Origin of the sequence: Chitinophaga sp. sic0106 (assembly GCF_019219075.1) — a bacterium.
GTDB lineage: Bacteria > Bacteroidota > Bacteroidia > Chitinophagales > Chitinophagaceae > Chitinophaga.
The window spans coordinates 57502-82334 of sequence record NZ_JAHUWJ010000006.1 but is presented as its reverse complement, the minus strand read 5'-3'; the positions used below and the strand labels follow the sequence as shown (position 1 = coordinate 82334).

20 protein-coding genes and 1 tRNA gene are annotated in these 24833 nt (G+C 46.7%); 9 read left to right on the top strand and 12 right to left on the bottom strand.

The genetic code is table 11. The features are described 5' to 3' along the window. Nucleotides 1-17: 17 nt before the first annotated feature. On the top strand, nt 18-1802 hold the full coding sequence (locus KW844_RS10975; protein ID WP_218376773.1) for a RagB/SusD family nutrient uptake outer membrane protein: 1785 nt from the start codon (nt 18-20) through the stop codon (nt 1800-1802). Nucleotides 1803-1892: 90 nt separating this feature from the next. Here the strand turns inward: KW844_RS10975 and KW844_RS10970 are convergent, their stop codons facing one another. The 8 genes from KW844_RS10970 to KW844_RS10935 form a co-directional block, all read right to left on the bottom strand. Then, complete coding sequence (locus KW844_RS10970) at nt 1893-2963, bottom strand: glycoside hydrolase family 76 protein (protein WP_218376772.1); 1071 nt, start codon at nt 2961-2963, stop codon at nt 1893-1895. Between the two features lie 11 nt (nt 2964-2974). After that, nucleotides 2975-4120: a glycoside hydrolase family 76 protein gene (locus KW844_RS10965; protein ID WP_218376771.1), complete on the bottom strand. Its 1146-nt coding sequence runs from the start codon at nt 4118-4120 to the stop codon at nt 2975-2977. Nucleotides 4121-4127: 7 nt separating this feature from the next. Next, nucleotides 4128-5252, bottom strand: a complete 1125-nt coding sequence (locus KW844_RS10960; protein WP_218376770.1) for a SusE domain-containing protein — start codon at nt 5250-5252, stop codon at nt 4128-4130. 27 nt (nt 5253-5279) lie between these two features. Beyond that, nucleotides 5280-6887, bottom strand: a complete 1608-nt coding sequence (locus KW844_RS10955) for a RagB/SusD family nutrient uptake outer membrane protein (protein ID WP_218376769.1) — start codon at nt 6885-6887, stop codon at nt 5280-5282. Between the two features lie 20 nt (nt 6888-6907). Continuing rightward, complete coding sequence (locus KW844_RS10950) at nt 6908-10417, bottom strand: TonB-dependent receptor (protein WP_218376768.1); 3510 nt, start codon at nt 10415-10417, stop codon at nt 6908-6910. 46 nt (nt 10418-10463) lie between these two features. Beyond that, entirely contained in the window at nt 10464-11483 is a 1020-nt protein-coding gene (locus KW844_RS10945) for a FecR domain-containing protein (protein ID WP_218376767.1), read from the bottom strand. A 183-nt stretch (nt 11484-11666) separates the two neighbouring features. After that, a complete protein-coding gene (locus tag KW844_RS10940; protein ID WP_218376766.1) occupies nt 11667-12278 on the bottom strand; it encodes an RNA polymerase sigma-70 factor in 612 nt (203 codons plus the stop codon). A 259-nt stretch (nt 12279-12537) separates the two neighbouring features. Beyond that, a tRNA-Leu gene (locus KW844_RS10935) sits at nt 12538-12621 on the bottom strand. A 168-nt stretch (nt 12622-12789) separates the two neighbouring features. On the opposite strand from KW844_RS10935, the gene KW844_RS10930 reads away from it, so the two are divergent. The 7 genes from KW844_RS10930 (at nt 12790) to KW844_RS10900 (ending at nt 17943) form a co-directional block, all read left to right on the top strand. Then, on the top strand, nt 12790-12963 hold the full coding sequence (locus KW844_RS10930) for a hypothetical protein (protein ID WP_218376992.1): 174 nt from the start codon (nt 12790-12792) through the stop codon (nt 12961-12963). A gap of 45 nt (nt 12964-13008) precedes the next feature. After that, entirely contained in the window at nt 13009-13524 is a 516-nt protein-coding gene (locus KW844_RS10925) for a hypothetical protein (protein WP_218376765.1), read from the top strand. 43 nt (nt 13525-13567) lie between these two features. Beyond that, the gene (locus tag KW844_RS10920) at nt 13568-14773 is read left to right on the top strand and encodes an NAD(P)-dependent oxidoreductase (protein WP_218376764.1); all 1206 of its coding nucleotides are present in this window, start codon (nt 13568-13570) and stop codon (nt 14771-14773) included. A 77-nt stretch (nt 14774-14850) separates the two neighbouring features. Further along, a complete protein-coding gene (locus KW844_RS10915) occupies nt 14851-15411 on the top strand; it encodes a hypothetical protein (RefSeq protein WP_218376763.1) in 561 nt (186 codons plus the stop codon). A gap of 257 nt (nt 15412-15668) precedes the next feature. Continuing rightward, complete coding sequence (locus KW844_RS10910; RefSeq protein ID WP_218376762.1) at nt 15669-16787, top strand: hypothetical protein; 1119 nt, start codon at nt 15669-15671, stop codon at nt 16785-16787. After that, nucleotides 16787-17173, top strand: a complete 387-nt coding sequence (locus tag KW844_RS10905) for a hypothetical protein (RefSeq protein ID WP_218376761.1) — start codon at nt 16787-16789, stop codon at nt 17171-17173. The genes KW844_RS10910 and KW844_RS10905 overlap by 1 nt, the downstream gene beginning before the upstream one ends. Nucleotides 17174-17253: 80 nt before the next feature. Further along, the gene (locus tag KW844_RS10900) at nt 17254-17943 is read left to right on the top strand and encodes an aspartyl/asparaginyl beta-hydroxylase domain-containing protein (RefSeq protein WP_218376760.1); all 690 of its coding nucleotides are present in this window, start codon (nt 17254-17256) and stop codon (nt 17941-17943) included. Here the strand turns inward: KW844_RS10900 and KW844_RS10895 are convergent. From KW844_RS10895 to KW844_RS10880, 4 genes are all read right to left on the bottom strand, one after another. Beyond that, complete coding sequence (locus KW844_RS10895) at nt 17938-18660, bottom strand: tRNA1(Val) (adenine(37)-N6)-methyltransferase (protein WP_218376759.1); 723 nt, start codon at nt 18658-18660, stop codon at nt 17938-17940. The genes KW844_RS10900 and KW844_RS10895 overlap by 6 nt on opposite strands. A 4-nt stretch (nt 18661-18664) precedes the next feature. Then, nucleotides 18665-20788, bottom strand: coding sequence for an alpha-L-fucosidase (locus tag KW844_RS10890; protein ID WP_218376758.1), 2124 nt, complete (start codon nt 20786-20788; stop codon nt 18665-18667). A 71-nt stretch (nt 20789-20859) separates the two neighbouring features. Further along, a complete protein-coding gene (gene tsaD / locus KW844_RS10885) occupies nt 20860-21864 on the bottom strand; it encodes a tRNA (adenosine(37)-N6)-threonylcarbamoyltransferase complex transferase subunit TsaD (protein WP_218376757.1) in 1005 nt (334 codons plus the stop codon). 18 nt (nt 21865-21882) lie between these two features. Next, a complete protein-coding gene (locus KW844_RS10880) occupies nt 21883-23136 on the bottom strand; it encodes an ABC transporter permease (protein ID WP_218376756.1) in 1254 nt (417 codons plus the stop codon). Between the two features lie 104 nt (nt 23137-23240). On the opposite strand from KW844_RS10880, the gene KW844_RS10875 reads away from it, so the two are divergent. Continuing rightward, nucleotides 23241-24824, top strand: a complete 1584-nt coding sequence (locus KW844_RS10875; RefSeq protein ID WP_218376755.1) for a peptide chain release factor 3 — start codon at nt 23241-23243, stop codon at nt 24822-24824. Nucleotides 24825-24833: the final 9 nt, after the last annotated feature.

Here is a 24833-nt window from a genome sequence, read left to right as displayed (position 1 = left end):
CTGTTAAACGAGCTAATATGAAACAATATATCAAGCTGTTGCCGGTTGCCATACTTTTATTGGGTATGCTCTCCTGTAAAAAAGATTTCCTGGAAAATACCAATAAAGCAAAACTGACGGACGCCACGCAGTGGGGCTCTGAAGGGAATGCCGATCTTTTCCTCAATGATATTTACAGCGCATTACCCAATTATTGGAACCAGCCTGAAAACCTGGACAACTTCACTGACGATAACGATGCAGGCTTTTACTATACCTCCTATAACTGGAAACAAGGTATTGTAGTCGCTTCCTCCAACGATTATACGGTATGGGGAGGCATCACCGGCTCCGGGGATCTTACCAACTGGACCACCACATTCACCAACATCCGCAAATGCAATACCTTCATCACCGAAGTACGTAAAAACGCCAAAAATTTCTCGCCGGAATGGCTGAATAAACGGCTGGACGAGGCCCGGTTTATCCGCGCCTTTTTCTACAGCGAATTGTGGATGCACATCGGCGGATTACCTATCATTACGGCTCCTGCGGACAGGCGCACCATGGATAGTGCTGCTATATACACGCCCAGAAGCACCTTCGCTGAAACGGTAGATTTCATCACCACCCAGCTGGATTCAGTCGTTAAAGGAGGCTACCTGGAGTCTAAATACAATAAAGGAGATGCCAATGCCGGCAGGGCTACGCTGGGCGCCGCACTGGCCTTAAAAGGATGGGTAGAGTTATACGCGGCTAGTCCGGCCTTCAACGATGCACAACCCGCTGCCGGCAGCGATCCTAACAAGGTTGCAGGCTACAATAACTATGACGGACAACGCTGGGCCAAAGCTGCCACTACTTTCAAACAATTTATAGACCAGTACGGCAACGGCAAGGTATATGAGCTGTTCCCAAACACTGCTGCCATCTGGTACGAAGCGAATGAATACCATTCAGAAGTGATATGGGATCGCCAGGTGGTGGCAAACATTATGGGTTCCTCCTTTGAACAATATGGTGGTCCGGTGTGGATTAACGGTGTTTATTATACGTGGGGGAACTACTGCCCCACCCAGGAACTGGTAGACCAGTTTTATATGGCCAATGGCAAAGCCATTACAGACCCAACGTCGGGCTATGATCCGCAGCATCCATTTACGGGCCGCGAGAAGCGCTTCTATGACTGGATTGTATATGACGGTGCTCCTTATAAAATGGACTGGATGGACAAAGGCGATACGATATATACCCGTATCGACAAGGTACATCCTTCCAAAAACCAGATTGATTTCGGTACTGATGATGTAGGAAATACCGGTTACTATTTTAAAAAGCGGCTTAATCCACTGGTACGTCCGGGCGGAGGCGCTGTAAGTGGTGCTAACTTCATTTATTACCGGTATGCAGAAGTATTGCTTGGCTATGCAGAAGCGCAAAACGAAGCAGTGGGGCCTGATGCAACGGTATACGATGCCATCAACCAGGTCAGGAAAAGAGGCAATTTGCCTAACCTCGCACCTGGACTATCCCAGGTAGATATGCGCAAGGCTATTTATCAGGAGAGAAGAGTAGAGCTTTGCTTTGAAAACAAACGTTTTTACGATATTATACGCTGGAAGACAGCCAATACTGTTATGAACGTAGATAAACATGCCATGAAGATTTCGAATACAATTCCTGATAACAACTCGGGTGTCTGGAAATATGAAATCGTACCGCTGAACCATCCACATGTATTCACACAGAAAATGTACCTGAACCCAGTACCACAGGATGCGATAGACCGTAATCCACGCATTGTGCAAAACCCTGGATATTAAACGGTATGATTATACTTCTGGAAGAAACGCAGGAATAGCCCGGCTATTCCTGCATTTCCTTTGATTTATCCGTGCGGATTTAACCTGCGCTTATTTTATGAGCGCCAGCCTCGCGTAAATCTCCATCATACCGGCCTGCCCCAGTAACTCCTTCTCAGGGCGGTTGCCCAGGAGACTGGTTTTAGGATCACGGTCCTTTTCCCACACCTTATCAGCATAAGCCTGCATGGCCTGGATGTATTCCCGATGATGATCTACCTTATACAAGGCTTCATATCCGCGAAGCAACACCGCATTAAACCAATAGGAAGAGGGAAAGCGACCATTCCGGAAAAAGTGCCGGTAACTCCCATTGGCTATCTGCTTCGCTTCTTTCAGATACCTTTCCTCCTTCGTTAACTGATACAGCTTTACATTGGCCTCCAGCATGGTACCTGTATTGTACGTATAAGCCGCTGAATCAATACGGTTGTTCTCCGCAGGCTTTATAGCATCCCAGTAAATAGCATCCGGACTGCGCAGATAACGGTTTACCCAGTTATACAGCAGTAAAGCCGTATCGAGATAAGGTTGATGCCGGGTAGACTCATATAATTGCAGTGCCAGCAAAATACCGGGACCATTGGAACAGGTATTCTTCGTGGTCAGATCCCTCTCCTTCCAATATAATCCACCACCAGTGATGGTATCATAGCCGGTCATCATGAAACGGTAGATCTCCTCCCCTTTTTCCAGGTACCATTTCTTTCCTGTTCTCGTATAGGCGTCCAGGTAAGCGATGCCAATCCATTGGTTATCGTCGAAATACCGGTCCTCCCTTCGCTCCTTCACCACATAGGAAGCATAGCCCGGCGCAGGTGGTATGGGATCGTAATATTGCTGGATGGCATTTACCACTGGCGGCATATAGGACTTTGCCGGTTGCATTCGCTCCATTTCATTCGCCGCCTGTATCAATGCGCAAAGTCCCCAAAGATCTGCGTGGAGATTATGATTCTTTGTGCGGTCACTCGTCTGTATGTACAAACCTGTTTGTGGTTCGTATAAATACTTGTCAATGGCCTGCTGGAGCATTTCTGCACGCTGACGGTTACTTTGTGCAAATACACCGGCAGCAGCCAGTAAGCAGCATAAAGTCAGCCTGATCTTTCTTACTTTCATACTATTCTCAGTTATTTCAGTAATCCCATATTTTTCAGCTTCCAGACGGCCTCTATCAACATAGCACCACTTAGCTGGGTAGTTAAATCAGTACTGGTAGCAGGTGTGGTCCATTCTTTATTGAATAACACCTGAGGCCGGGTTGTCCCTTTTTGCCAGAGCGTTTCTGCATTCAGCTGCAGGAAACTGGCATATTTTGCAACCTCGGTACTGCTGATTGAACCATCCGTTATCAATAGCATCAGGTAACGTACCAATACTCCCTTAAACAAACCAGCATCTCCATTACCTTCATCCTTGAGGATGTTACCGTTGGTAAATCCACCAGCCAAAGTATTCCCGGCTGTTTTCAGCGCATCGTTGAGATAAATATTCTGACCGGTCAGTTTGTACAACTCTACCCCGGCACCAATAAACACACCCTGGTTATAGGTAAAGTTCCAGTTTTTTGTTACCTGGCCACTGCCATCCTGGTTAATACCATCCCAAACCAAACCTGTGGCAGGGTCAACCAGCGTACTCTTTTGCCAGTCGTAAATCTTCTTCGCCCAGGCAATATCATCCGGGTTTTGTGTCACCGCATACATTCGGCAGGCAATAATGCATGCGGGTGCATTGGCCGGTGTATTCTTATAGTTTTTGGATTTATCCTTATTCCAGTGAATTCCACCACCCCAAACTTCATCCCAGCCTCCTTTGATATCAGCCCATAAAAGCACCGCCACATCCTTGTACCTGGTGTCGCCGGTGGCATCAAAGGCACGTAAACAGGCCAGATTCATCCATTCCATATCATCATAGAAATGGTTGATATAAGAATTGCCATTCTTTACTTTCATTCCTTCCAGTAACTCATCCATACGGGCTTTGATGGCGGGATCATTTTTACGTATATAGGCATCCGTTAGTACATCCAGTGCGTGTGCATTTGGCCAGTAATTGAAGGTAGTATTATTCGCACTACCCGCATTAAAATACCTGCCGGCGTTCCAGAAGTTAGCAGTAAGCCCCTGCAATGAAGAATCCGCAATTTGCGACCAGTCAAATACATACCGGGCTTTGTTGGCACCTGGCCCCGGACCATCATCAACAGGTTCTTTCAAACACGCAGCGAAGGCCAGAGAAAGCAGTAATAAGGAATATCGTAGCAACTTCATAGTGGTCTTATTTTACGATGATTTCGTGGGTGTAATTCTTTTCCGTTCCTAAATAAATATTCACATCGCAGTTTTTGGTATCTGCCTCTGCTGCAAACTTGTAACAGTAATTCCACTGGTCGGAGTTGGCAATAGGGCGAAGTTCCCAGAAGCTCAGCGGTGTAGTGGCAGTAGGACGGTTATTATCCGCATTGGCACTACCTACCCATTCCGTTCCGGCCGTACCATCACCACCTTTTACATTAATACGGAATTTATAACGCTCATCCCTACCCCATGATTCCTGTTTGAAGGTAATCAGTTGACTCTTGATACTCCAGGTACCATTACCTGCATATGGAATCTCAAAAAGGAACTTATTATCCGGTGCGAACCATAACCCAATGGTACCTATTTCAGTGACTGTAGCAGCTGCATTGTTAAAGTCCAGACGCAGGCGATATACTTTTGTACCAGCCGTTTGCTCACTTTCACCTCCTTCTTTTACAGCAGTACCGCTGATAGCATACATCACTGGCGTACCGGTATTTCTGCTGGCAAATGCATACTTCCCATTTTTGAGGGAGGTATAAATTTCGTATACGCCCGGACCGGTGGATTTCAGTTTCAACGCCTTGGATAAGTCAGTACCCGCTTCTGTAGCGGCTCCCGTCAGGTATACATCTGTGGGAATTTCCGCAAAACCATTAGGTCTTTCCACCTCAATTAATTTAGTTTCGGCTGCTTTCTGGATATTATACCCTTTTGATGCCAGTACCGTCCATTTCAGCTTGCCGGTTGACAGGGACGCAATGCCAGCCTTTCCGGCAATACTGTTGAGGTTTTTGTGCGACAGCGTCAACCTGTTTTGCACCCCACCTCCATCAGATGAAAATTTAGCGATCGGTGCAGAGAAATCACCATTTTCTTTATCAAAAGCTACTTCATAGATAACCAGGGAACCATCTTCTGCACGGGCCTGATCCCATTCAAAGCTCACAGTAGCGCTGGTGGTAGGTTGCAGCTTAATGAATTTATTATCCAGCGGAGCGGTCAACTTAGCTACAGGTTGCAGGTTCGTGTTGAGAGAATAGTCATCTCTCTTACAACTAAATAATAAAACACTCAGTAGGATGATTATATATTTTTGCATGTGATTACAGTTTAAAGTGGAAGGTTATTACCAATCTTTGTTTTGTGAAAGATTTTTATTCTGATCGCGTTCAACAGTAGGTACTGGCCACAGGTAGTGTTTCGGATTGGTAAACTGCCTGTTTTCTACAATGATATATCCGTTTGCGTCCTTATTGAAAGCGCCGGAAGTAACTTTAATACCTCTTACAGGTTTGTTCAGCACTACATCGGCTGTTTTCCAGCGGCGTATATCATAAATGCGCCCTCCTTCAAATGCCAGCTCTGCTCTTCTGTCACGGCGGATCACCTCCCGTAGCTGGCTTTGATTTAGTGCAGCATCAAACTGCAGGGCGCCTGCATCAGTGAAACCGGCGCGGGTGCGGATCAACTGGATAGTCTGCCCCCACACTGTTGCATTCATCTGTGTCAGTTCATTCTTTGCTTCCGCATACATCAGTAATACATCAGCATATCGGATCATGATCAGGTTCAGGCCGGAGGCATAATTGGTGGCTGCGCGGTCGTAATGTTTATAAAAATAATAACCGGTGGGAGATGCACCCTGATCGTCCACAGTATTGGTAGTGGGTACAGATCCTGGCTGTGTAAGAATAGTTTGTTCTGCTCCCGTGAAATCAATCACCTTGGAGCCATGATGCAGAATGGTAGCTTCAAAGCGTGGATCACGGTTGATATAGGGATTACTTTCATTGTAACCCGAGCCGGTTTCGTTGATACCCTTCCCGTTAGTCATGATATAATCATTTACCAGATCCTGTGTGGGTACAAGTACACTTCTCAGTGCTGCTACCGTTTGTGGCATAAAGGAACGCTGCTTGTCATGCGTTCTTCCACCGCCATACTGCAAATCAAGAATCACCTCGCTGTTGTACTCATTTGCTACGGTAAACAGATTGCGGTAGTTAGGAAACAGTGCATAAGTGCCATTTTCGGTTTTACCGATTAGCTTTTCGCAATCGGTAACCACAGCAGCCCACTCGCTGCGGAACAAATGTACACGGGCACTTAGCGCTATGGCAGCTCCACGGGTAATGCGGCCACGGTCATTTTGCGCCTGCTGCACATTGGTAGGCAAGTCTTTCTCTATGGCTGCCAGTTCCGCCAGCACAAAATCCTGGATAGTATTTTTATCTGTACGGGCAATTGTGCGGGACTCATCTATGGAAATCAAGTTAGTGTAGTATGGCACATCCCCGTACCAGGCCGTCAGCTGAAAATAAGCATAAGCACGGATGAAGCGGGCCTCCGCAAGGATACGCGCTTTGAGCAATACATCCATATTCGGTACCCGGTCTATATTGTTGGTCACATTATTACATCTTCTGATAGTGAGATAGTAATAACTCCATGTATCAGCAACGCGGGCGTTGGCGGCATCATATCCTCCGTTGGATATGGCATTTACATTCAGCTGGCCGGTGCCTGCGTTATAAGCATTATCACTAAGGGCCTCATCTCCAAAATAATAATCTGCTTTTGATAAATGCTCATAACAGGCGGTGAGCGCATCCAGCGCATCCTGGGAATTACGCCAGAAAGCAGTTTCGGTGAACTCCTTGGTGATAGGCTGATCCAGCTTGCGGCAACTCATAAAACTGCCGGCCAGTAATATTGATAAAATTAGTTTCTTCATACAAATAAAATGTTTAGGCATCAAAACTTAACATCCAGACCAAATGCAAACGTGGCCGCATTCGGGTAGTTACGCCCCGCAATCGGATTATAATTGCTCATCGACAGCTTATCATCAAACTGGGAGAACTCCGGGTCCACTCCCATTTCACGGAAGCGTTCAGGCATAATCGTTATCAGGTTCTGGCTGGTGAAGTAAATCCGCACACCCTGGATCTTTGCCCTGCTCACCAGGGAGGTGGGCAGATTATATCCCAGCTGAAAGTTTTTCAGGCGTAGATATTTGGTATCAAACAACCAATAATCGGAATAAGCGAAGTTGTTGGCATTCGCAGAACCAATGGTTAAGCGGGGATAGCTGGCCCCTGGATTGGTGGGCGTCCAGCGGTCCAGATGCTGGATCATGGCATGATCCTCATTATTATGGAAGGCCTCCACGATATCACCTCTCAGGAATTGTGAACGCTTGCCTACTCCCTGCCAGAACATGGTGAGGTCAAAGTTTTTCCAACTTACATTATAGGTGAACCCAAAAGTTAAACGGGGGAATGGATTACCAAAAATGTAACGGTCATTTTCATCGATGGTGCCATCCTTGTTACGGTCAATATATTTCACATCTCCCGGCATCACCTGCTGGTTATAGGCAAACGGAACTTTTGGCGCATTCTTTATATCATCCAGGTTTTGGTAAAGTCCTGCTGATTTATAACCATAGTAAGAGGCAATCGGAAATCCTTCTTTAATAATAAAGGTCACATCAGAGCCACGCACTGACTCCTGACCAAATTTGATTACCTTATTCAGGTTATCCGCCAGATTAAAACCAAAGTTGTGGCGGAACTTACCGGTAGTCATCCGGTAGTTTACTGCTAACTCCCAGCCTTTGTTATTTACCTGACCTACGTTTTCCAGCGGTGCTGCAGTGCCCGCAGTTCCCGGCACGGTCTGAAACAGGTAAATACCATTGGTCATCTTATCAAAATAATCGAAGGAGGCAGTCAGTTTACCTTTAAAGAACTCTGCATCTACCCCATAGTTGCTCATAGTGGAAATTTCCCATTGCAGCAGGTCATTGTAGGTAGAAAAGGTAGCACCGATGGCAGGAGTATTATTAAAAGAATAACTACCAGTATTATATGGCGAGCCCGCATCATCTGTAAGGCGTACACGCGCCAGGTAGTTAAATCCTCCGATGTTGGAGTTGCCCACCTGTCCCCAGGAATAGCGCAGTTTAAAGTTACCTGCCTTCTCTTTGATGGTTTCCATGAAGGTTTCATCGGTCAGTCTCCATCCCAGTGAAAACGCCGGGAAGAATTGCCAGCGGTGGCCGGGGGCCAGCTTGGAAGAGCCATCATATCTCCAGGTAAATTCTGCCAGGTATTTATCATTGTATACATAGTTTACTCTGCCAAACAAGGAGTTTAATGCATACAGATTCGGATTCACAATATCATTATAGGTACCAATCTGGCTGTAGTCGAAAGTCCCGTCCGGTTTAGGGATATAGCCGCCACCGATAGCCCAGGAAGGGTCCAGGTTAGTGGTTCCGAAGCGGTCGGCACGGAAACCGTAGCCTTCATCTATGGCATCACTTCGCACCCCTACCTGACCTTTTACATAATGTTTACCAAACGTATTTTCATACTCCGCGGTGGCGAATACGTTAGTGGTCAGATCCTTGAATTCATCGGCATGGAGTTCATTAAACTGTGGCGGGGTAGCGGTAGTATAATAAGGCGCATAGGTAAATTTATTGATCCTGCGCATGTTATTGTTGATGTTGTAATTGCCGGAAGCATTCAGGTTAATTTTAAAATGATCTACCGGAGAAATGATGACATCCACACCACCCATCAGGTTATCGATGGTACGCTGCTCGTAACCGCCCTGATTGAGGAGCGCAAAAACACTGTTGCTGGTTAAAGGCGGCACCACCCAGTTACCAAGACTATCTCTGATGGCAGTAGTACGAGGTACGCGCATGGCATCACGGATCAGGAAACCTATGTCTGATGTTTGTTTGCGGAAGGTGGAACGGGTATAGGATGCATTGGCATTTACCTTTACATATTTACTCAGGTCCAGCGATACATTCAGTCGGGCATTATAACGTTTGTAGTAAAAATCCTGATCTACATATTTGTTCTGTAGCATATTACCCTGATCCAGATATCCCAGGGAGAGGAGGTAACTGCTGGCCTTACCACCACCGGTAACGCTCAGACTATGATTCTGCTGCGGTGTGTATTTGTTGATCATTTCATGCAGGATGGCAGGTTCAGAACCGCGGTCGTGCCAGTACTGAATTTCTGAAGGTGCGAACTGCGGTGTTTTTCCGGAGTTAACCAGCGCTTCATTTTTCAGTGTCATGTATTCCCAGCCCACTACCTGCCGTGGCAGTGTTGTGGGGGTTTGCCAGCCATACATGCCATTATATTGTACCGTGGCACGTTCATCTTTTTTACCTCTTTTGGTGGTAATGTAAATTACCCCGTTAGCGGCCTGTGAACCGTAGATAGCAGCAGAAGCCGCATCTTTCAGCACTGAGATGGTTTCTACATCATAAGGATTCAGATTTTGTAACCCGTTTCCACCTGCCACTACCCCATCAATAATCACCAGGGGGGCGTTACCGGTTAAGCTACCGACACCACGGATGTTCATGGTCATGGCGGCGCCGGGTTCAGCGGTATTCTGTTGCAAAATCAGGTTTGGCGCCTGGCCCTGTAACGCCTGGAACATATTTACCGCCGGGCGGCTGGTGATATCTTTTGAGTTTACAGTACTGATGGCTGCTGTTACCTGTGTTTTCTTTTGTTGTCCGTAGGCAGTTACCACAATTTCTCCGAGGTCTTTGGAATCTTCGGTAAGCATGGCGACGATGCTGGTCCGTCCACTGATGCCAATTTCAGAAGGAATATAACCAACTGAAGAAAATACGAGGGTACCATTAGCTGCGCCGGCAGGGATTTTCAGGGTATAGTTACCTTCTGCATTGGTAACAGTACCAATGGTGAGGCCTTTGACGCGGATGTTTACACCCGGTATGGATTGCCCTTTGTTGTCCACTACACGGCCGGTAATAGTAATATCCTGTTGCTGGTTGCCGGCAGTGGTTATGTTACCCCGTTTCAGGATAATTTTGTTGGCGATGAGTTCATAATTGATCTCCAGCGGCAGGAGAATCATTTGCAGTACATCATCCAGTTTATTATCCTTTACATGCAGAGATATTTTCTGTGCGGCTTTTATGTCGTCATTGGAATACACAAAAACAAGGGAAGTCTGGGCTTCAATTTGGTCCAGCACTGTTGCCAGGCTGGCATTTTCTACCTGCAGACTTACCAGGCTGTTCAGTGAGGAAGGCTGTCGTTCCAGTTCTTTTGGCGGATCATGTTGCACCTGTCTCCTGTTGCCTGATGCATAAACCACCTGTGCATGGAGGTCCAGCACGCTCAGCAGTGATATACAGATCATCAGCGACAGGAAAGGGGGGCGAAAAGAAGGCTTGTATAGTTCCTTTCTCATAACGTAGTGGTGATTAAAAATGAATAAATGTGTATGTTGGCTGATATTATTCTCCTATAACGAGCGTTGAATCGGTAATACGGTAGTGGAATGCTTTTGATTTACTGAGGTAGTACATGATGTCTTCTAAACTATTGTTGTGGAAGGACCCCGTTAGCCGGAACTGTTTAGGCGCATTGGCTTCAAACTCCACCCTTTTATTGAAGTTGCGTTCCAGGCTGGCGCCGATTTCTTCCAGTGTGGCATTCCGGAAAATCAGGCGGCCTTCTGTCCAGGCTTTATCTTCACTCCCAATGGTATTACCTTTGATGAGGGTGCCGCTGCTGGCCGTATATGATACTTTCACATCCGGTGTGATGAAGATGGTATCACCGATTTTTTTATTGTCTTCATACCGGGGAATGAAAGCCACTTTACCGGTTACCACGGCGGTTTGCACAGGTTCATTAGCGTATGCCCTGATATTAAAGGAGGTGCCTAATACTTTGATGGTACCGTTTTTCAGGTGAATGACAAATGGACGTCTGGCATTGGAGGCCACATCAAAAAAGGCTTCTCCTTCCAGGAATATTTCGCGGCTGTTGCCACGGAATTTTTCCGGATAGGTGACCACGCTTTCCGCGTTGAGCCATATTTTACTACCATCTCCTAATTCAATAAATGACCGGATTGCTTTACCATTACTGCGTTTCACCCATTGCTGCCGGGGAGCATCAGTGGTTTGATTATTAGCAGTAATAAACAGGAAGACACCTACCGGGATCAACACTGCAGCGGCCGTAACAGCTGCTATCCATTTCCATCGTCCGGATTTTGCGGAACCTATCGGATGAACGTTTGCCGGCTGGGGTGATTTAATTTTATTCAAGGTGAGTTGCAGCGCCTGTTCTGTGTTTTCGGCAGATACCTGCAACGGATCTTCAAAGTAGTGACGGAGATGATGGTATTTTTCTTTCCATACCGGCGATTGCTCCAGCAGCGCGTCCAGCTCCGCTATTTCAGCAGGAGTGGCTACACCTACCAGTTTTCGGGTTACCAGTAATACGAAATGGTCTTCGTTTATCATAAAATGGAATCATGTTCAGGTATAAGGACAGGTATCGGGAGGAAAACTACTTACAAGGTTTTAAATTTTTTTTTAGGGAGATGATTAGGCCTTTTGTTTTATAATAATTTGGGGAGATGATAAGGCTGTTGATATCAGGGAGACAACAATTGCGCTCCAATCTCCCTTGTTTATCAGACTATTTTAATGCAGTAGAACACCGGATACCAGCAGCAATAGGAATGGCGGCAGTAGCGTTCTATTTTTACCGATCACGCCAAGGCCTTCGTTGAGACGGCGCATTGCCCGGAATAACTGTGTTTCCACTGTACGGGGGGAGATATTAAGGATTTCCGCCACCTCCTTATATTTAAATCCATCTTCTTTGATCAGCTGAAAAATACGCCGGCACTGGGCTGGCAATGCGGCTACAATCTGGTCCATTTTAAAGCGCATCTCTTTCCACTCCAGGTCACGTTCTATGTCAATGCTGTTGCGCAAATCAGCGGTATCGCTGCCAGATAATGGTACAATACGGAGGTGACTGTACTGTTCAAGATAATTATACGAATGATTCTTCACGGCAACAAACAGGTATACCTGCAGATTAGCCACCTTTTCAAGTTCGCTGCGGCGGTTCCATAATTTCACGAAAACATCAGATACAATTTCTTCTGCTGCTTCCCTGACATGGACATAGCGGATACAAAAATGTAATAAGCGATCGTATAAATGACGAAACAGGTGGGCAAAGGCCTGTTCATCATCATAGCGTGCAATTTGTGTCTGCCATTCACTAATCTGATTGATAGTCATTTTATGCTAAATCGTTATTGCTTGTCCGACAAAAAAAAAGAGAATTGATGTTCTCCGGCTGATCTGGCTGTTCTTCCTTAAATAAGTTGGTTGATGTATTCCCAAACAATGATATAAAAAAAGACCAATACTTCCAATATCAGGTGGCTGGTTAAATAATTATTGGAGAGAAAGAATAGCAGCGGTGGAAAGCGGGGAAATCCGACATTGATACTAATAAAAAAAGGCTTGTAAGTTTATAACTTACAAGCCTTTGGGGTGCCCAGAACAGGAATCGAACCTGCACACCCTTTCGAATACAAGATTTTGAGTCTAGCGCGTCTACCAATTCCGCCATCTGGGCAATTGCCTTTTGCAATGCTTTTCCGCCGTAGCGGGATGCAAATGTAGAAATAAAATTTTAATAAACAAATATTATTTTTTTCGGGAGCCTAATTCTTATAAAATCAGTGAAATAGATCCCGATCCTGTCTGTGGCATGCTATTGGTTGTTTATCTGTAAATTTGTTTTATGAAGAAAGTACATGTACTGATAGCCACCGTAGCCATAATGCTTTTCGCATCCTGTTACTCCACCGCACCTACCGCCGGTAATAGCGGCAAAGTACCTCCCGGACAAGCAAAGAAAATGACCGGCTCCAAATCTGCCAAACCATATGCCCCCGGACAACAAAAAAAATATTAAGATTTCCTTAGCATTATTCCTGGAAAGGATGCTTACCTTCATAACATGTTACGCACCGTCATTTTCACAGCAATATTGATGTCAGCCATGGCTGCAAAAGCCCAGCTGCCCGTATTTCCGGGTGATCAGCATAACACAGCCTCCGTACTGCGGAGCCAGGAGAAAGATAGCAGCCAAATTCAGAAGAAGTGGTTCGTGACCAAATACACCGGCCTCTCCGCCGGCTTCGTTGGGTTTAAAGGAGGTAGCGGTACTTACCTGTCGGCCCCGATGGCCTTGCAACTCAACCGACAGCTTACCCCTAACCTATTCGCCTTCGGCAGCCTCTCCGCCACGCCTACCGTCATGCGGTTCAGTGGACCGGCCTACCAGCCACTCTATAAAAACGCTGGCAACATGCAGATGAATAGCTCCGGCATCTTCCCTGCCGCCAGAGCAGGTATCATGTACATCAGCAACGACCGCACCTTCTCTGTTTCCGGTAGCGTAAGCGTTAGCCAGGGTACCAATTACGGCTACTCACCTTTATACAATCCCGCTAATTCCTTCATGCAATACTAATCTACCCAAACTGCCATTATTTATTTTTTTCGTAAATTAAATAATGCAAAAAACAGTGCACATAGGGTTAATAAGGGAAGAAAAGCAACCACACGACAACCGCGTGGCCTTTACCCCTAAGCAATGCCAGTGGATCATGCACCACTTTCCACAGGTAGCCCTGTACGCACAACCCTCACCATACCGTTGCTTTAAAGACGAAGAATACGCCAAAGCCGGCGTTACCATCTCCCAAAACATGGAAAACTGCAGTATACTTTTAGGTATAAAAGAAGTGCCACCGGCCAAACTGCTGCCAGATAAAACTTACCTGTTCTTTAGCCATACCAAAAAAAAGCAGCCGCATAACCGCGACATGCTCAAAGCTATACTGGATAAAAATATCCGCCTGATAGACTATGAATGCCTCGTACACCCGGACGGTCAACGCATCCTCGGCTTCGGCTTCTTTGCCGGCGTAGTAGGCGCCCATAATGGATTGCTGGCATATGGTCAAAAAACCGGGCTCTTTAAACTCAAGCCTGTACACCAGTCGCACGACTTTCAGGAACTCATTTCTCACTATTTCGGAGTAAAACTCCCACCACTGAAAATAGTAGCTACCGGCTCCGGACGCGTAGCCGCGGGCGTGCTGGAAATCATGGGACTACTGGGCATCAAATATATTCCGCCGGAAGAATTCCTAATGAATAGCTATAACTATCCCGTATATACGCAGCTGAAAGCTGGTGAACTGTATCTGCGAAAGGATGATAAAACTTATGGTCGCGCCGACTTCCACGCCCACCCGGAGCAATACGACTGCAAGTTCCTCCCCTTCGTGGCCGCCAGCGATATCCTTATGAATGGCATTTACTGGGATAAAAACATTCCACCGCTTTTCTCCGCCAGGGATTTGCAAAAAGATAATTTCCGCATCCAGGTGATAGCGGATATCACTGATGACACAAACGGCAGCATCCCCTGCAACCTGGGCGACAGCACCATCGAAGATCCGGTGTATGGGGTAGACAAGCAAACGATGACCCGGACGGCACCTTACCAGCCCGATACAGTTGATATGATGTGCGTTAGTAATCTCCCCAACGAACTGCCACGAGATGCTTCCCAGTATTTTGGTGATCAACTGATGAAATATGTGTTCGAAGACCTCCTGTCCGGCAATAGCGAAATGATCAAAAGAGCTACCATTGCGGAAAACGGGAAACTTACCTCCTATTTTGACTACCTGCAGGATTACATCTCATGACCAATAATTGTCTTGATCACTTTTTGTTTTGCACCTATTCGCCTTTGCTGTAATTTAAAGCAACACAAACCCCTCTTATGAGAAATATCCTATTTGTAGCGCTGACAATTATTAGTATACCACTCACTGCACAAACCAGGGCTGACAGCATCAGCATTGTCTTTCCAAAATTGCTGATCCTCAACCAGCAGCAGGAAATTCTACTGGAATATGATTCCAGTCGTAAGGCCTACGAAGTGCCCAGCACCGGGTTTCTGGAAGGCCCCACCTCTTTCCGCAATTACGTTGATAAAGCCGCTGCCGAAATAGGTTTCGCCTATAGTAAATTCACCATTGGCGGGATATTCACCTATGTGCACCCCAAAAGATACAATACCTATATCAGGCCATACTTTGTGCTGCAGTTTGATCAATATCTCCACCAAAAAACATTTGCAGACCAGCGTTATAAATGGTTTCACCTCCAACAGGCACTGGCTGAAATCAAATATCCCGCTTCCCGTCTGATCGTTGAGAAAATTATCCAACAACCAGCAGCCCAATGGACGGCCACCTTCGAAGAGTACGGCTATACGAACCCGGTAGATACCAGCAAAATCAAATTCCGCATCATTGAAGATTTCTACACTATAAAATGAACAACCAATGCAACAATCCCCCAGGAACATCCTTCGCAGAGTGGATAATTATGCAGCATCGAGTATACTGAGAGCAGCGTAATTGCTGGTGGAATAGGCAAGATCAAGAAAAATCTTTAATTTTAAAAATCAGTCTGCTTTTGTCCAAAAAGTTATTTCGATGTTAAGCAGAGTTTTTATTAAGTAAAATGGTGGTAATATTACATTGATAACTTTTGAAGACAAAAAATATCACGATCATGTCTAAACTCCAATAAATGGATACTCCTTTTTTTAACCCTAAACTTCATGGGAGGAGATTTGAAGACCATTCGATTCCGGTCGAATTATTGGAAGATTTTAATCTGTACGAAGAACTCCTTTTCAAAGTTGCCAAGTGGGTTTATTATGAGCAACATGACAAAATGAAGGTCCCAAAAGGATTTGGGCATGGCGTGTCCCTAAAACTTGTTGCTGTATCCGAAGGTAGTGCAATTGCCAATATAGTTCTGGCTGCAACCAGTTTTATGGTGGGGGACCTGGATACCTTTCCAATCTTCGAAACTGCACGAAATAAAATAGAGGAGGTGATAGACCGGGCGGATAAAGGAGAAGAGTTTACAGACATCCTACCTCCTGAATTCTTAACTTATTTTAATAAGATCGGCAGACGGTTGCATGATGATGAATCTATTTCATTCTCAAATAATACAACCCGCCCTGCAAGACTAAGTAACCGCAGTCGAAAAACCCTTGTATTATCGGCTCCAAACGCTGATAATGTTAGTGTTGCCACTTCCTTTCGCGGCAAGGTATCCAGCTTTGACAAAGCGGAAAAATCTTGTACCGTAATTAGTCCCCAGGGTGAAAAAGTGCTAATTAAATTTGGTAATGATTACAGCGATATCTTTCTGAATGCATTTAGCAACTATGAATCAGGACAGAAGGTTTTGGTGAGGGGCATAGGCCAATTTAATAAATCCGACAAACTTACTTCAATGGAAGTAGATTCAGTCACCTTCCTGGATGCCATGGATGTTCCTTCCAGGCTGGACGAGTTCATGAAATATAAAGTAGGCTGGTTTAATGGTGAGGGCGAAGCATTCAATGAAGCCGGGATTACATGGTTAAGCACTATGTTTGATGAGTATTTTCAGGCAGGTCTCTTACTGCCCTATACGTTTCCAACCCCTAACGGAGAAATTCAGTTTGAATGGAAAAAGCAGGATTCCCCTCACGACCTTACAGCATATGTAAACCTGCAAAAGAAAAAGACTTACGTAAACTACCAAAACATGAAAAATGACGACGATTTTCTTGATCTGGAAATAGATCTTGATCAGGAAAAAGGATGGTTACAACTCATGAATTTAGTATCCAAATATTTCAAAGCATAATGACGTTAAAATCCGAAACACTATTATACAGGCAGGTTCACCCTTCCTGGGTGCAAAATGGCGGCGTTTCCAACCAGGCATTTGTTACCTCACAAACATTTAAACCTACGCCAAAAGACCAGAACAAGCTTTCGATGTATGACGGCGACCAATATTCAGCCCAGGAATCTTATGAACACTATTCTGAAAAGCTAACATCAGCTGGAGTATTGGGCGTAACGGTCAAAGAGTTTCAACTGGAAGAATTACCCTGCGAGTCAGATGATGTGACATTTCAAGGACATGTGCTTGTCGATTATGGTGATCATACCAAAGGTACCATTGAGCGAAAATCTAAAAAGATCCGGGATATTGCGATTCAGCGTGGATGGGTCTATATTCCATAATAAACACCTGTACTTTAGCGTAGTGCAGGTCTTATTCCTGTTCTGGGCACGATACTGAACCTAATGCTAAGCAATACCCTATGTCCCACACCAACTTCCTCCAACTCCCCTTTCTCTTCTCCCCGGAAGCCCTCCTCCAGGATCTCCACCATTGCCTTTCCCAGCCGTGGTCCCCGCACTTCCACCAGGAAAATTACTCCGGTGAATGGAGCAGCATTTCCCTGAGATCAGCATCCGGCAATAGTGGTGATATCTTGTCCCATGCAGGTCAAACATTTCAAAACACGGCACTACTCCAGCACACACCCTATTTTTCGTATATCCTTGACTGTTTTAAATGTCCGCTGGAAGGTGTAAGATTACTGCAACTGAAAAGTGGCAGCACTATCAAGCCACATAAGGATATTGCAGCTTCGTATGAAGAAGGAAATTTACGTATACACGTACCAGTTATTACGCATCCGGATGTCCTGTTTTTGTTGGATGGCGAAAAACTCCCCATGCAGGCTGGCGAATGCTGGTATGCCAACTTCAACCTCACTCATGAAGTGATCAATAACAGTCCGGTGGATCGCGTACACCTGGTGATAGATGCGCTGCGCAACGAATGGACGGATGAACTGTTTGAGAAAGAGGGATTCCCGGTTCCACCGCTGCCAGGCCAGCTGGATAATACTACTAAGTTGCAGGTAATTGCAGAATTGGAACGCCAGCAAAACCCTGCACTGCAGGAGTTGATCAACCAATTGAAGGCTGAAATTGGGTTATAACTTCAGGTAATAGGCTTTCAAAAGAGACACAAACGCCGGGGTATATTGATTTTCCATATCTCGTATATCCATATCCGTTATAACAGTTTCCCTGGCAGCAGCAGAAAAAATCCCCACGGCCCTAAAATAGCCATGCTTCCCGCTTTGCTTTATTTGTAATAACTGATTCAGGTGATACCCCTTCGCCTCCGCCAGCGTCCTGAACGCCTGAAACTCCACATGAGGCAGCAATATGGAAAACGATGCTCCAGGTTTAAGATTTGCAGCAACAGCAGCAATGAGCTCGCTGTAACCCAGACTGGTAGCATGCATGGCCTTATCCTTCTGCAAATGCCCGCTCTTCAGTGCGGACTCATAAAACGGCGGATTAGAAATAATAAAATCAAATTTCTCCGAAACCGCCAACTGCCGTACATCCCCTTCTTTTACTTCTAATCGCTCCCGCCAGGGAGAAGCTGCAAAATTTTCCCGCGCCTGTAAAGCCGCACCAGAGTCCAGTTCCACCGCGGTGATAGCTGCCGGATGCACCTGCGCCAACATCAGACTCAGCAACCCGGTGCCGGTCCCTATATCCAGGATGCGCTTCACTGCAAAGCCATGATCCACCAGGTACTGCGCAGTGAAAGCACCTTGTATACAGGCGTCTGTACACACTTTCATCGCGCAGTGTTCCTGGTTTACAGTAAATTGTTTAAACTGGAAATATGTATTGGCCATGCCCTTATTTTGACTGCAAATATAAGGAGAGATCAGGCATCCGCAGATTACGGTGTGGCGAAACTGCTTTGGCATCTTTGATGGTAATACGGTGAATACCACTGCCACCCTTGACTTCCAGCGATGTTGGCTGCTCGTATAACTGCTGCGGCACGTGGCGGTTAATCCCCCATTGCAGCTCTTTTGCAAACCGTGTATACAGCTTTACAACAAGCTGGTTTTTTCCTTTCTCCAGGCGTACCAGCAGCACTTCCGACTGCGTAGTTCCCCGCTCCGGATTGTTATGAATCAGCTGCTCCTCCCCGTTTACATACACCTGTATGCCGTCGCCGCTGGTGAAGCCCAGCAGGTAATCGCCGGCTTGCGGTGCGGTTACTTCCTGTAAAACGTAATAGTTGGTACTGCGGCCACCAGCAAAGGTGTGCGTCGCGTCATTGTTGAGATCAGACTGTAGAGTCCAGGCCTGCTTGCCCGCAAATGGTTTCGAAACATCCACCTGGTGCAGATCGGCCGCGCTGCCACCAATACCTCCACGCATAGCGCCGGTGGTATACACAGCCCCCCATTGCAATTGCGCCAGGTCATTCTTCAGCGGAATCACTTTAGCTCCTGTAAGCGGCAATTCATGTACGGTTCCATTCAATTCCAGGGCCACTGTCCTCCCCTTTTCTGCTTCACTGTAGCGTAGGGTTATCTTTTTGTTTTTGGGAGATGTAAAGGCCCATGTTTCACCAACCTCGCTTCGATAGTAGCTTTCATAGTCGGCCCCAGAGAAGCTGAATAAAGGCACCACATTGCTGCGATCCAGCACAGCCGGTGCTTTAAGCCAATGTACCGGGGTAATATCCAGCGCACCATCATAACTAATAGCCACCACAGGTATGTGCTGTCCTGCCAAAGCCGATGCGGGGAGTTTAATCAAAAGTCCACCTGCAGCTGCATTCACTTTTCCTTCCAGGGGTTTATTACCGGCTACCAGCCGCATGTCGGTTATTTTGTTATGAAATCCGGGGAGATAAATATTGCCATCTGCCGGAACATCCAGTAAGTGCAGGAACAACTGCCCTTTCTTGGCAGTCACTTCGCCCCAGGCAAACGTAGTATCAAAAGGGTTAGGGCTGGCGCCGTAAATAGCTTCCCCGTTCTGCTGCAGCCACGCACCGTTAAGCAGCAATACCTCTCTTTCAAAATCAACCACGGAGCCATCACCGCGCGGACCTATATTCAGCAGAAAATTACCTCCCCTGCTCACCACTTTAATTAACCCACGCAGCTTTTCATCGGCCTTATCAGCCGCTTTTCCATGCTGCTGCCAGGAGCGGTAGCCCCAGGTTTCGTCATATACCGACGCCGGCGTTTGCCATGGCGACGCAATTTTATAATCGGGATATTGGTTATCTCCCATTACACAAAAATCCCCTGCATCATTACCCAAACGGCCGCTCACCATACAGCCCGGCTGCAGCGAATGCACCAGCGCCGCCAGCTCCCGGCTCTGAGGTGCTGTAAGAGAGCCCATGTCAAACCATATTTCAGAAACCGGTCCGTAGTTGGTCATCAGCTCCCGCACCTGTTGCAGGTTGTAGGCATGATGCTCCGGCGTAATAGGATCACTGTTGCTGCTGCTGATCGGATATGCCTGAGGAAAATGCCAGTCGATCAGCGAAAAGTACAAACCAAACTTAAGCCCGTGGCGCTCACAAGCTGCCGCCAGGTCCTTGAGCACATCGCGCTTGTAAGGTGTGGCATCCACCACATTATAATCTGTGTAAGCGGATTTAAACATGCAAAAACCGTCGTGGTGCTTGGAGGTGATCACCACCGACTTCATACCGGCCGCTTTGGCCAGTAATACAATGGAATCTGGGTTCCACTGCGCAGGATTAAAACGATTGGCTACGTCGCCATATACATCACTGTAAATGCCTGCATGCGATTGTATCTGTTCACTGTATCCACGGGTTACCGGCTTGCCTTCCCATACACCACCCAGCGTGCTGTATATCGCTCCCCAATGGATAAACATGGAATATTTCTGGTCCTTCCAGGCAGTAAGTGCTTCCGGCTGCTGCGCACGGACACCCGTTGCGCCTAACAGCAGCAACGCAAAGAATATTTTTTTCATCATACAAACGAGTTGGCTAAACGAATAACCAATATAGCGCTAAATCGTTAAAGTACTGCTGAAAAAGTGATGGATCAGAAGGCTGCCCTGGCTGTAGGCACCGCATCCAGCGATACGAAATCACCTGCCAGGTACTTGTAATAAGCAGTGATGGCAATCATGCCCGCATTATCCGTACAATACTCAAACTTAGGAATAAACGTACGCCAGTGGTGCTTTTTGCCATATTCCTCCAACGCGGTACGCAAACCGCTATTGGCACTTACACCGCCGGCAATGGCTACATCCCGCACCCCTGTTTCTTCTGTTGCCTTTACCAGCTTGTTAAGCAAAATACTTACAATCCGATGCTGAATAGAAGCACAGATATCCGCCAGGTTGTTTTGAATGAATGCCGGATCTTTCTGCTGATTTTCCTGCAGGAAATAGAGAATGGAAGTTTTCAGGCCACTAAAGCTGAAGTTCAGCCCGGGAATACGTGGCTCCGGGAATTTAAACCGCTTTGGATCGCCTTCTTTGGCGTATTTATCGATCAGCGGACCACCAGGATACGGCAGCCCAAGTAATTTGGCACTCTTGTCGAAAGCCTCTCCGGCAGCATCATCCAGGGTTTCGCCTATCACCCGCATTTTCAGCGGACTCTCGCACAAAACAATCTGCGTATGGCCACCGGAAACGGTCAGGCAAAGAAATGGAAAATCGGGTTTGGGATCGTCAATGAAATTGGCCAGCACGTGCGCCTGCATGTGATGCACGCCTATCAGCGGTATGTTCAGCGCCATCGCCATGGATTTGGCAAAGCAGCTACCTACCAGCAAAGAGCCTATCAGCCCGGGCGACTGCGTAAAGGCAATGGCACTCAGCTCTTCCTTCTTTACACCCGCCATCTGGAGCGCCACGTCTACCACAGGAACAATGTTTTCCTGGTGGGCGCGACTCGCCAGCTCCGGCACCACGCCCCCGTATTCTTCGTGCACTTTCTGATTGGCGATGCGATTGGATAACACTTTCCCATCTACTATCACTGCCGCTCCGGTATCATCACAAGATGATTCTATTGCTAATATTTTCACTGACATAAGCGGCAAAAATACAAATTAATTGCTTCTTATCGCCACCACCGGATCGAGCTTGCTGGCACTATAAGCCGGGATAAAACCTGAAATCATGCCCACACCGGCACTTAAACTCAAACCAAATATGATATTACCTGCGGTCATATACAACTGGAAGCTACTGGTGGCAGAAATAATGGTCGCCAGCATCACCACCAGCAATAACCCTATTATTCCACCAATTAAGCACAGCATCACTGCTTCCAGCAGGAATTCCATCAGAATCACCTGCCTTTTGGCACCTATTGCCTTCTTCAACCCAATAATATTCGTGCGTTCCTTCACTGTTACAAACATGATATTGGCAATCCCGAAACCACCCACCAGCAAGGCAAATATGGCGATCAATCCCCCGCCTAAATTTATAGCTCCAAATATGGAATTCAGGTTTTCATTGGCAGAAGTGATTTCGTTCATCGCAAAATCATCTTCCTCCACAGGACGCAGCCTGTGCGCAGCCCGCATCACCGAACGGATCTCATCTTTAAGCTGGTCCAGGGATACATTAGGCTTGGCTTTAACCAGCATGTACGGGCTACCGTTACGGCGCTCGTCCACCAGGGTACGGCCGAATTTATAGGGGATAATAATGGCATTATCGTAATTAGGCCCGCCAATCATGCTCTCCCCTTTCTTTTTCATGACGCCCACCACTTTCACATCTCGCCCCATCAGCTTCACCGTTTTTCCCAGTGCTGCCTCCGCAGAGCCAAACAGGCCTTCCCAGATGGTAGCGCCCAAAATGCCTACCGGCGTGCCACTGTTGCTCTCAGAATTGGCAAAGTAGCGGCCATCAATAATGGCCAGCTGCTGAATCTGGTCAAAGTCGTGCGTCACCGCCATCATAGTCACCCCATCCATATAATCATCACCCAGCTCCAGGCGCCGTCCGCTCACGTCGAAGTCGAACGACACATAACTCGCCCCCTGCACCTTTTCCTGGATCAGCTTCAACTCCTTAAACTCCGGCTCCGGACGGTTCATGTATTTCCACCAGGGGTACTCACCCCCGCCACCCCAGGGCCATTTCTGCACGTAAATAACATCGTCGCCCAGCTCACTGAGACTATTACGCACGTTGCGTTCCAGGCTGCTGGTGAGGGTAAAAACCGAGATGATACAGAATATACCGATCGTAATGCCCAGTAACGACAGGAAAGTACGCAGTTTATTCACCCGCAGTTCCTGTATGGCCATTTTTAAACTATTCCATAATATTTTCAGGGTAGCAATCATATTTCAAATTTAGTGGATTTATTTGCAGATTACTACCCGGTAAACACTAAATATAGCCGGATAAAAAATTTAGTTACCTTTGCTGCCATTTTTCTGACATAAATATGAAGTACGCTAACGAGATTAATAAAAGAAAATCCTTCGCCATCATCGCCCACCCGGATGCCGGTAAGACCACGCTGACAGAGAAATTCCTCCTGTTTGGCGGTGCTATCCAGACGGCAGGTGCGGTGAAATCCAATAAAATCAAGAAACATACTACCTCCGACTTCATGGAGATAGAAAGGCAGAGGGGTATCTCGGTGGCCACCTCTGTAATGACGTTTGAATACCGCGATGTACTCGTGAACCTCCTGGATACCCCCGGTCACAAGGACTTTGCTGAAGATACCTACCGCACCCTCACCGCAGTGGACAGCGTAGTGCTGGTAATCGACTGTGTGAAAGGGGTAGAAACCCAGACAGAAGCACTGATGGAAGTTTGTCGCATGCGCGATACCCCGGTAATCATCTACGTAAACAAAATGGACCGCGATGGTAAAAACCCGTTCGACCTGCTGGATGAACTGGAAGAGAAACTCTCCATCCGTGTACGCCCGCTCAGCTGGCCTATCAACATGGGTAAGGACTTTAAAGGTGTATATAACCTGTATAACAAAAGCCTGGTAAACTTCCTCCCGAATAAAAAAGCTACAGATGAGGATGTGGTAGATCTGGCAGATCTCAGCGATAAATATATAGACGAACATTTCAATGAAAAAGATGCTGCCCAGCTGCGTAACGACGTTGAACTGATCGAAGGTGTATATGACGAGTTTGATAAAGAAGATTACCTCAACGGTAAGCTGGCACCGGTTTTCTTTGGCTCCGCAGTGAACAACTTCGGTGTGAAAGACCTTCTGGATACTTTCGTGGAAATTGCACCTACACCGCGTAACCGCGAGAGCAGCACCCGCGAAATCGATGTACACGAAGATAAATTCAGTGGCTTCATCTTTAAGATCCACGCCAACCTGGACCCTCGTCACCGCGACCGCATCGCCTTCCTCCGCGTTTGCTCCGGCAAATTCGAAAGGAATAAATTCTATAAACACGTACGCCTGGATAAAGACGTGCGCTTCAGCAACCCTTACAGCTTCCTGGCCCGCGAAAAAAATATCGTGGACGATGCATACCCTGGCGACGTAGTAGGTTTGTTTGACACCGGTAACTTCAAAATCGGCGACACGCTCACTGAAGGGGAGAAATTCTATATCACTGGCATCCCCAGCTTCTCTCCTGAGCTGTTTAAGGAACTGGTGAACAAAGACCCGATGAAAACCAAGCAACTGGAAAAAGGTATCCGTCAGCTGACAGATGAAGGGGTAGCCCAGCTGTTTACCCAGCATGGAGGTAACCGCAAAATCATTGGCTGTGTGGGTGATCTCCAGTTCGAGGTTATCCAGTACCGCCTCCTGCAGGAATATGGCGCTGCCTGTCAGTTCAATACCCTGCCTTATTTCAAGGCCTGCTGGATCACTGGTCCTAAAAACAAGATTGAGGACTTTATCCGCTTCAAATCCGCTAACATCGTGGAAGATAAAGACGGACACCTGGTGTACCTCGCGGAATCAGAGTGGTACCTGAATACAGAACGGGCCAACAATCCTGAGATTCAGTTCAATTTTACTTCAGAAATTCATAAATAACGGGCATTT

Bases quoted from the DNA above. Each gene is read 5' to 3' on its own strand.
- KW844_RS10975 (WP_218376773.1), top strand. From the start codon at position 18: ATGAAACAATATATCAAGCTGTTGCCGGTTGCCATACTTTTATTGGGT.
- KW844_RS10970 (WP_218376772.1), bottom strand. From the start codon at position 2,963: ATGAAAGTAAGAAAGATCAGGCTGACTTTATGCTGCTTACTGGCTGCT.
- KW844_RS10965 (WP_218376771.1), bottom strand. From the start codon at position 4,120: ATGAAGTTGCTACGATATTCCTTATTACTGCTTTCTCTGGCCTTCGCT.
- KW844_RS10960 (WP_218376770.1), bottom strand. From the start codon at position 5,252: ATGCAAAAATATATAATCATCCTACTGAGTGTTTTATTATTTAGTTGT.
- KW844_RS10955 (WP_218376769.1), bottom strand. From the start codon at position 6,887: ATGAAGAAACTAATTTTATCAATATTACTGGCCGGCAGTTTTATGAGT.
- KW844_RS10950 (WP_218376768.1), bottom strand. From the start codon at position 10,417: ATGAGAAAGGAACTATACAAGCCTTCTTTTCGCCCCCCTTTCCTGTCG.
- KW844_RS10945 (WP_218376767.1), bottom strand. From the start codon at position 11,483: ATGATAAACGAAGACCATTTCGTATTACTGGTAACCCGAAAACTGGTA.
- KW844_RS10940 (WP_218376766.1), bottom strand. From the start codon at position 12,278: ATGACTATCAATCAGATTAGTGAATGGCAGACACAAATTGCACGCTAT.
- KW844_RS10930 (WP_218376992.1), top strand. From the start codon at position 12,790: ATGAAGAAAGTACATGTACTGATAGCCACCGTAGCCATAATGCTTTTC.
- KW844_RS10925 (WP_218376765.1), top strand. From the start codon at position 13,009: ATGTTACGCACCGTCATTTTCACAGCAATATTGATGTCAGCCATGGCT.
- KW844_RS10920 (WP_218376764.1), top strand. From the start codon at position 13,568: ATGCAAAAAACAGTGCACATAGGGTTAATAAGGGAAGAAAAGCAACCA.
- KW844_RS10915 (WP_218376763.1), top strand. From the start codon at position 14,851: ATGAGAAATATCCTATTTGTAGCGCTGACAATTATTAGTATACCACTC.
- KW844_RS10910 (WP_218376762.1), top strand. From the start codon at position 15,669: ATGGATACTCCTTTTTTTAACCCTAAACTTCATGGGAGGAGATTTGAA.
- KW844_RS10905 (WP_218376761.1), top strand. From the start codon at position 16,787: ATGACGTTAAAATCCGAAACACTATTATACAGGCAGGTTCACCCTTCC.
- KW844_RS10900 (WP_218376760.1), top strand. From the start codon at position 17,254: ATGTCCCACACCAACTTCCTCCAACTCCCCTTTCTCTTCTCCCCGGAA.
- KW844_RS10895 (WP_218376759.1), bottom strand. From the start codon at position 18,660: ATGGCCAATACATATTTCCAGTTTAAACAATTTACTGTAAACCAGGAA.
- KW844_RS10890 (WP_218376758.1), bottom strand. From the start codon at position 20,788: ATGATGAAAAAAATATTCTTTGCGTTGCTGCTGTTAGGCGCAACGGGT.
- tsaD (WP_218376757.1), bottom strand. From the start codon at position 21,864: ATGTCAGTGAAAATATTAGCAATAGAATCATCTTGTGATGATACCGGA.
- KW844_RS10880 (WP_218376756.1), bottom strand. From the start codon at position 23,136: ATGATTGCTACCCTGAAAATATTATGGAATAGTTTAAAAATGGCCATA.
- KW844_RS10875 (WP_218376755.1), top strand. From the start codon at position 23,241: ATGAAGTACGCTAACGAGATTAATAAAAGAAAATCCTTCGCCATCATC.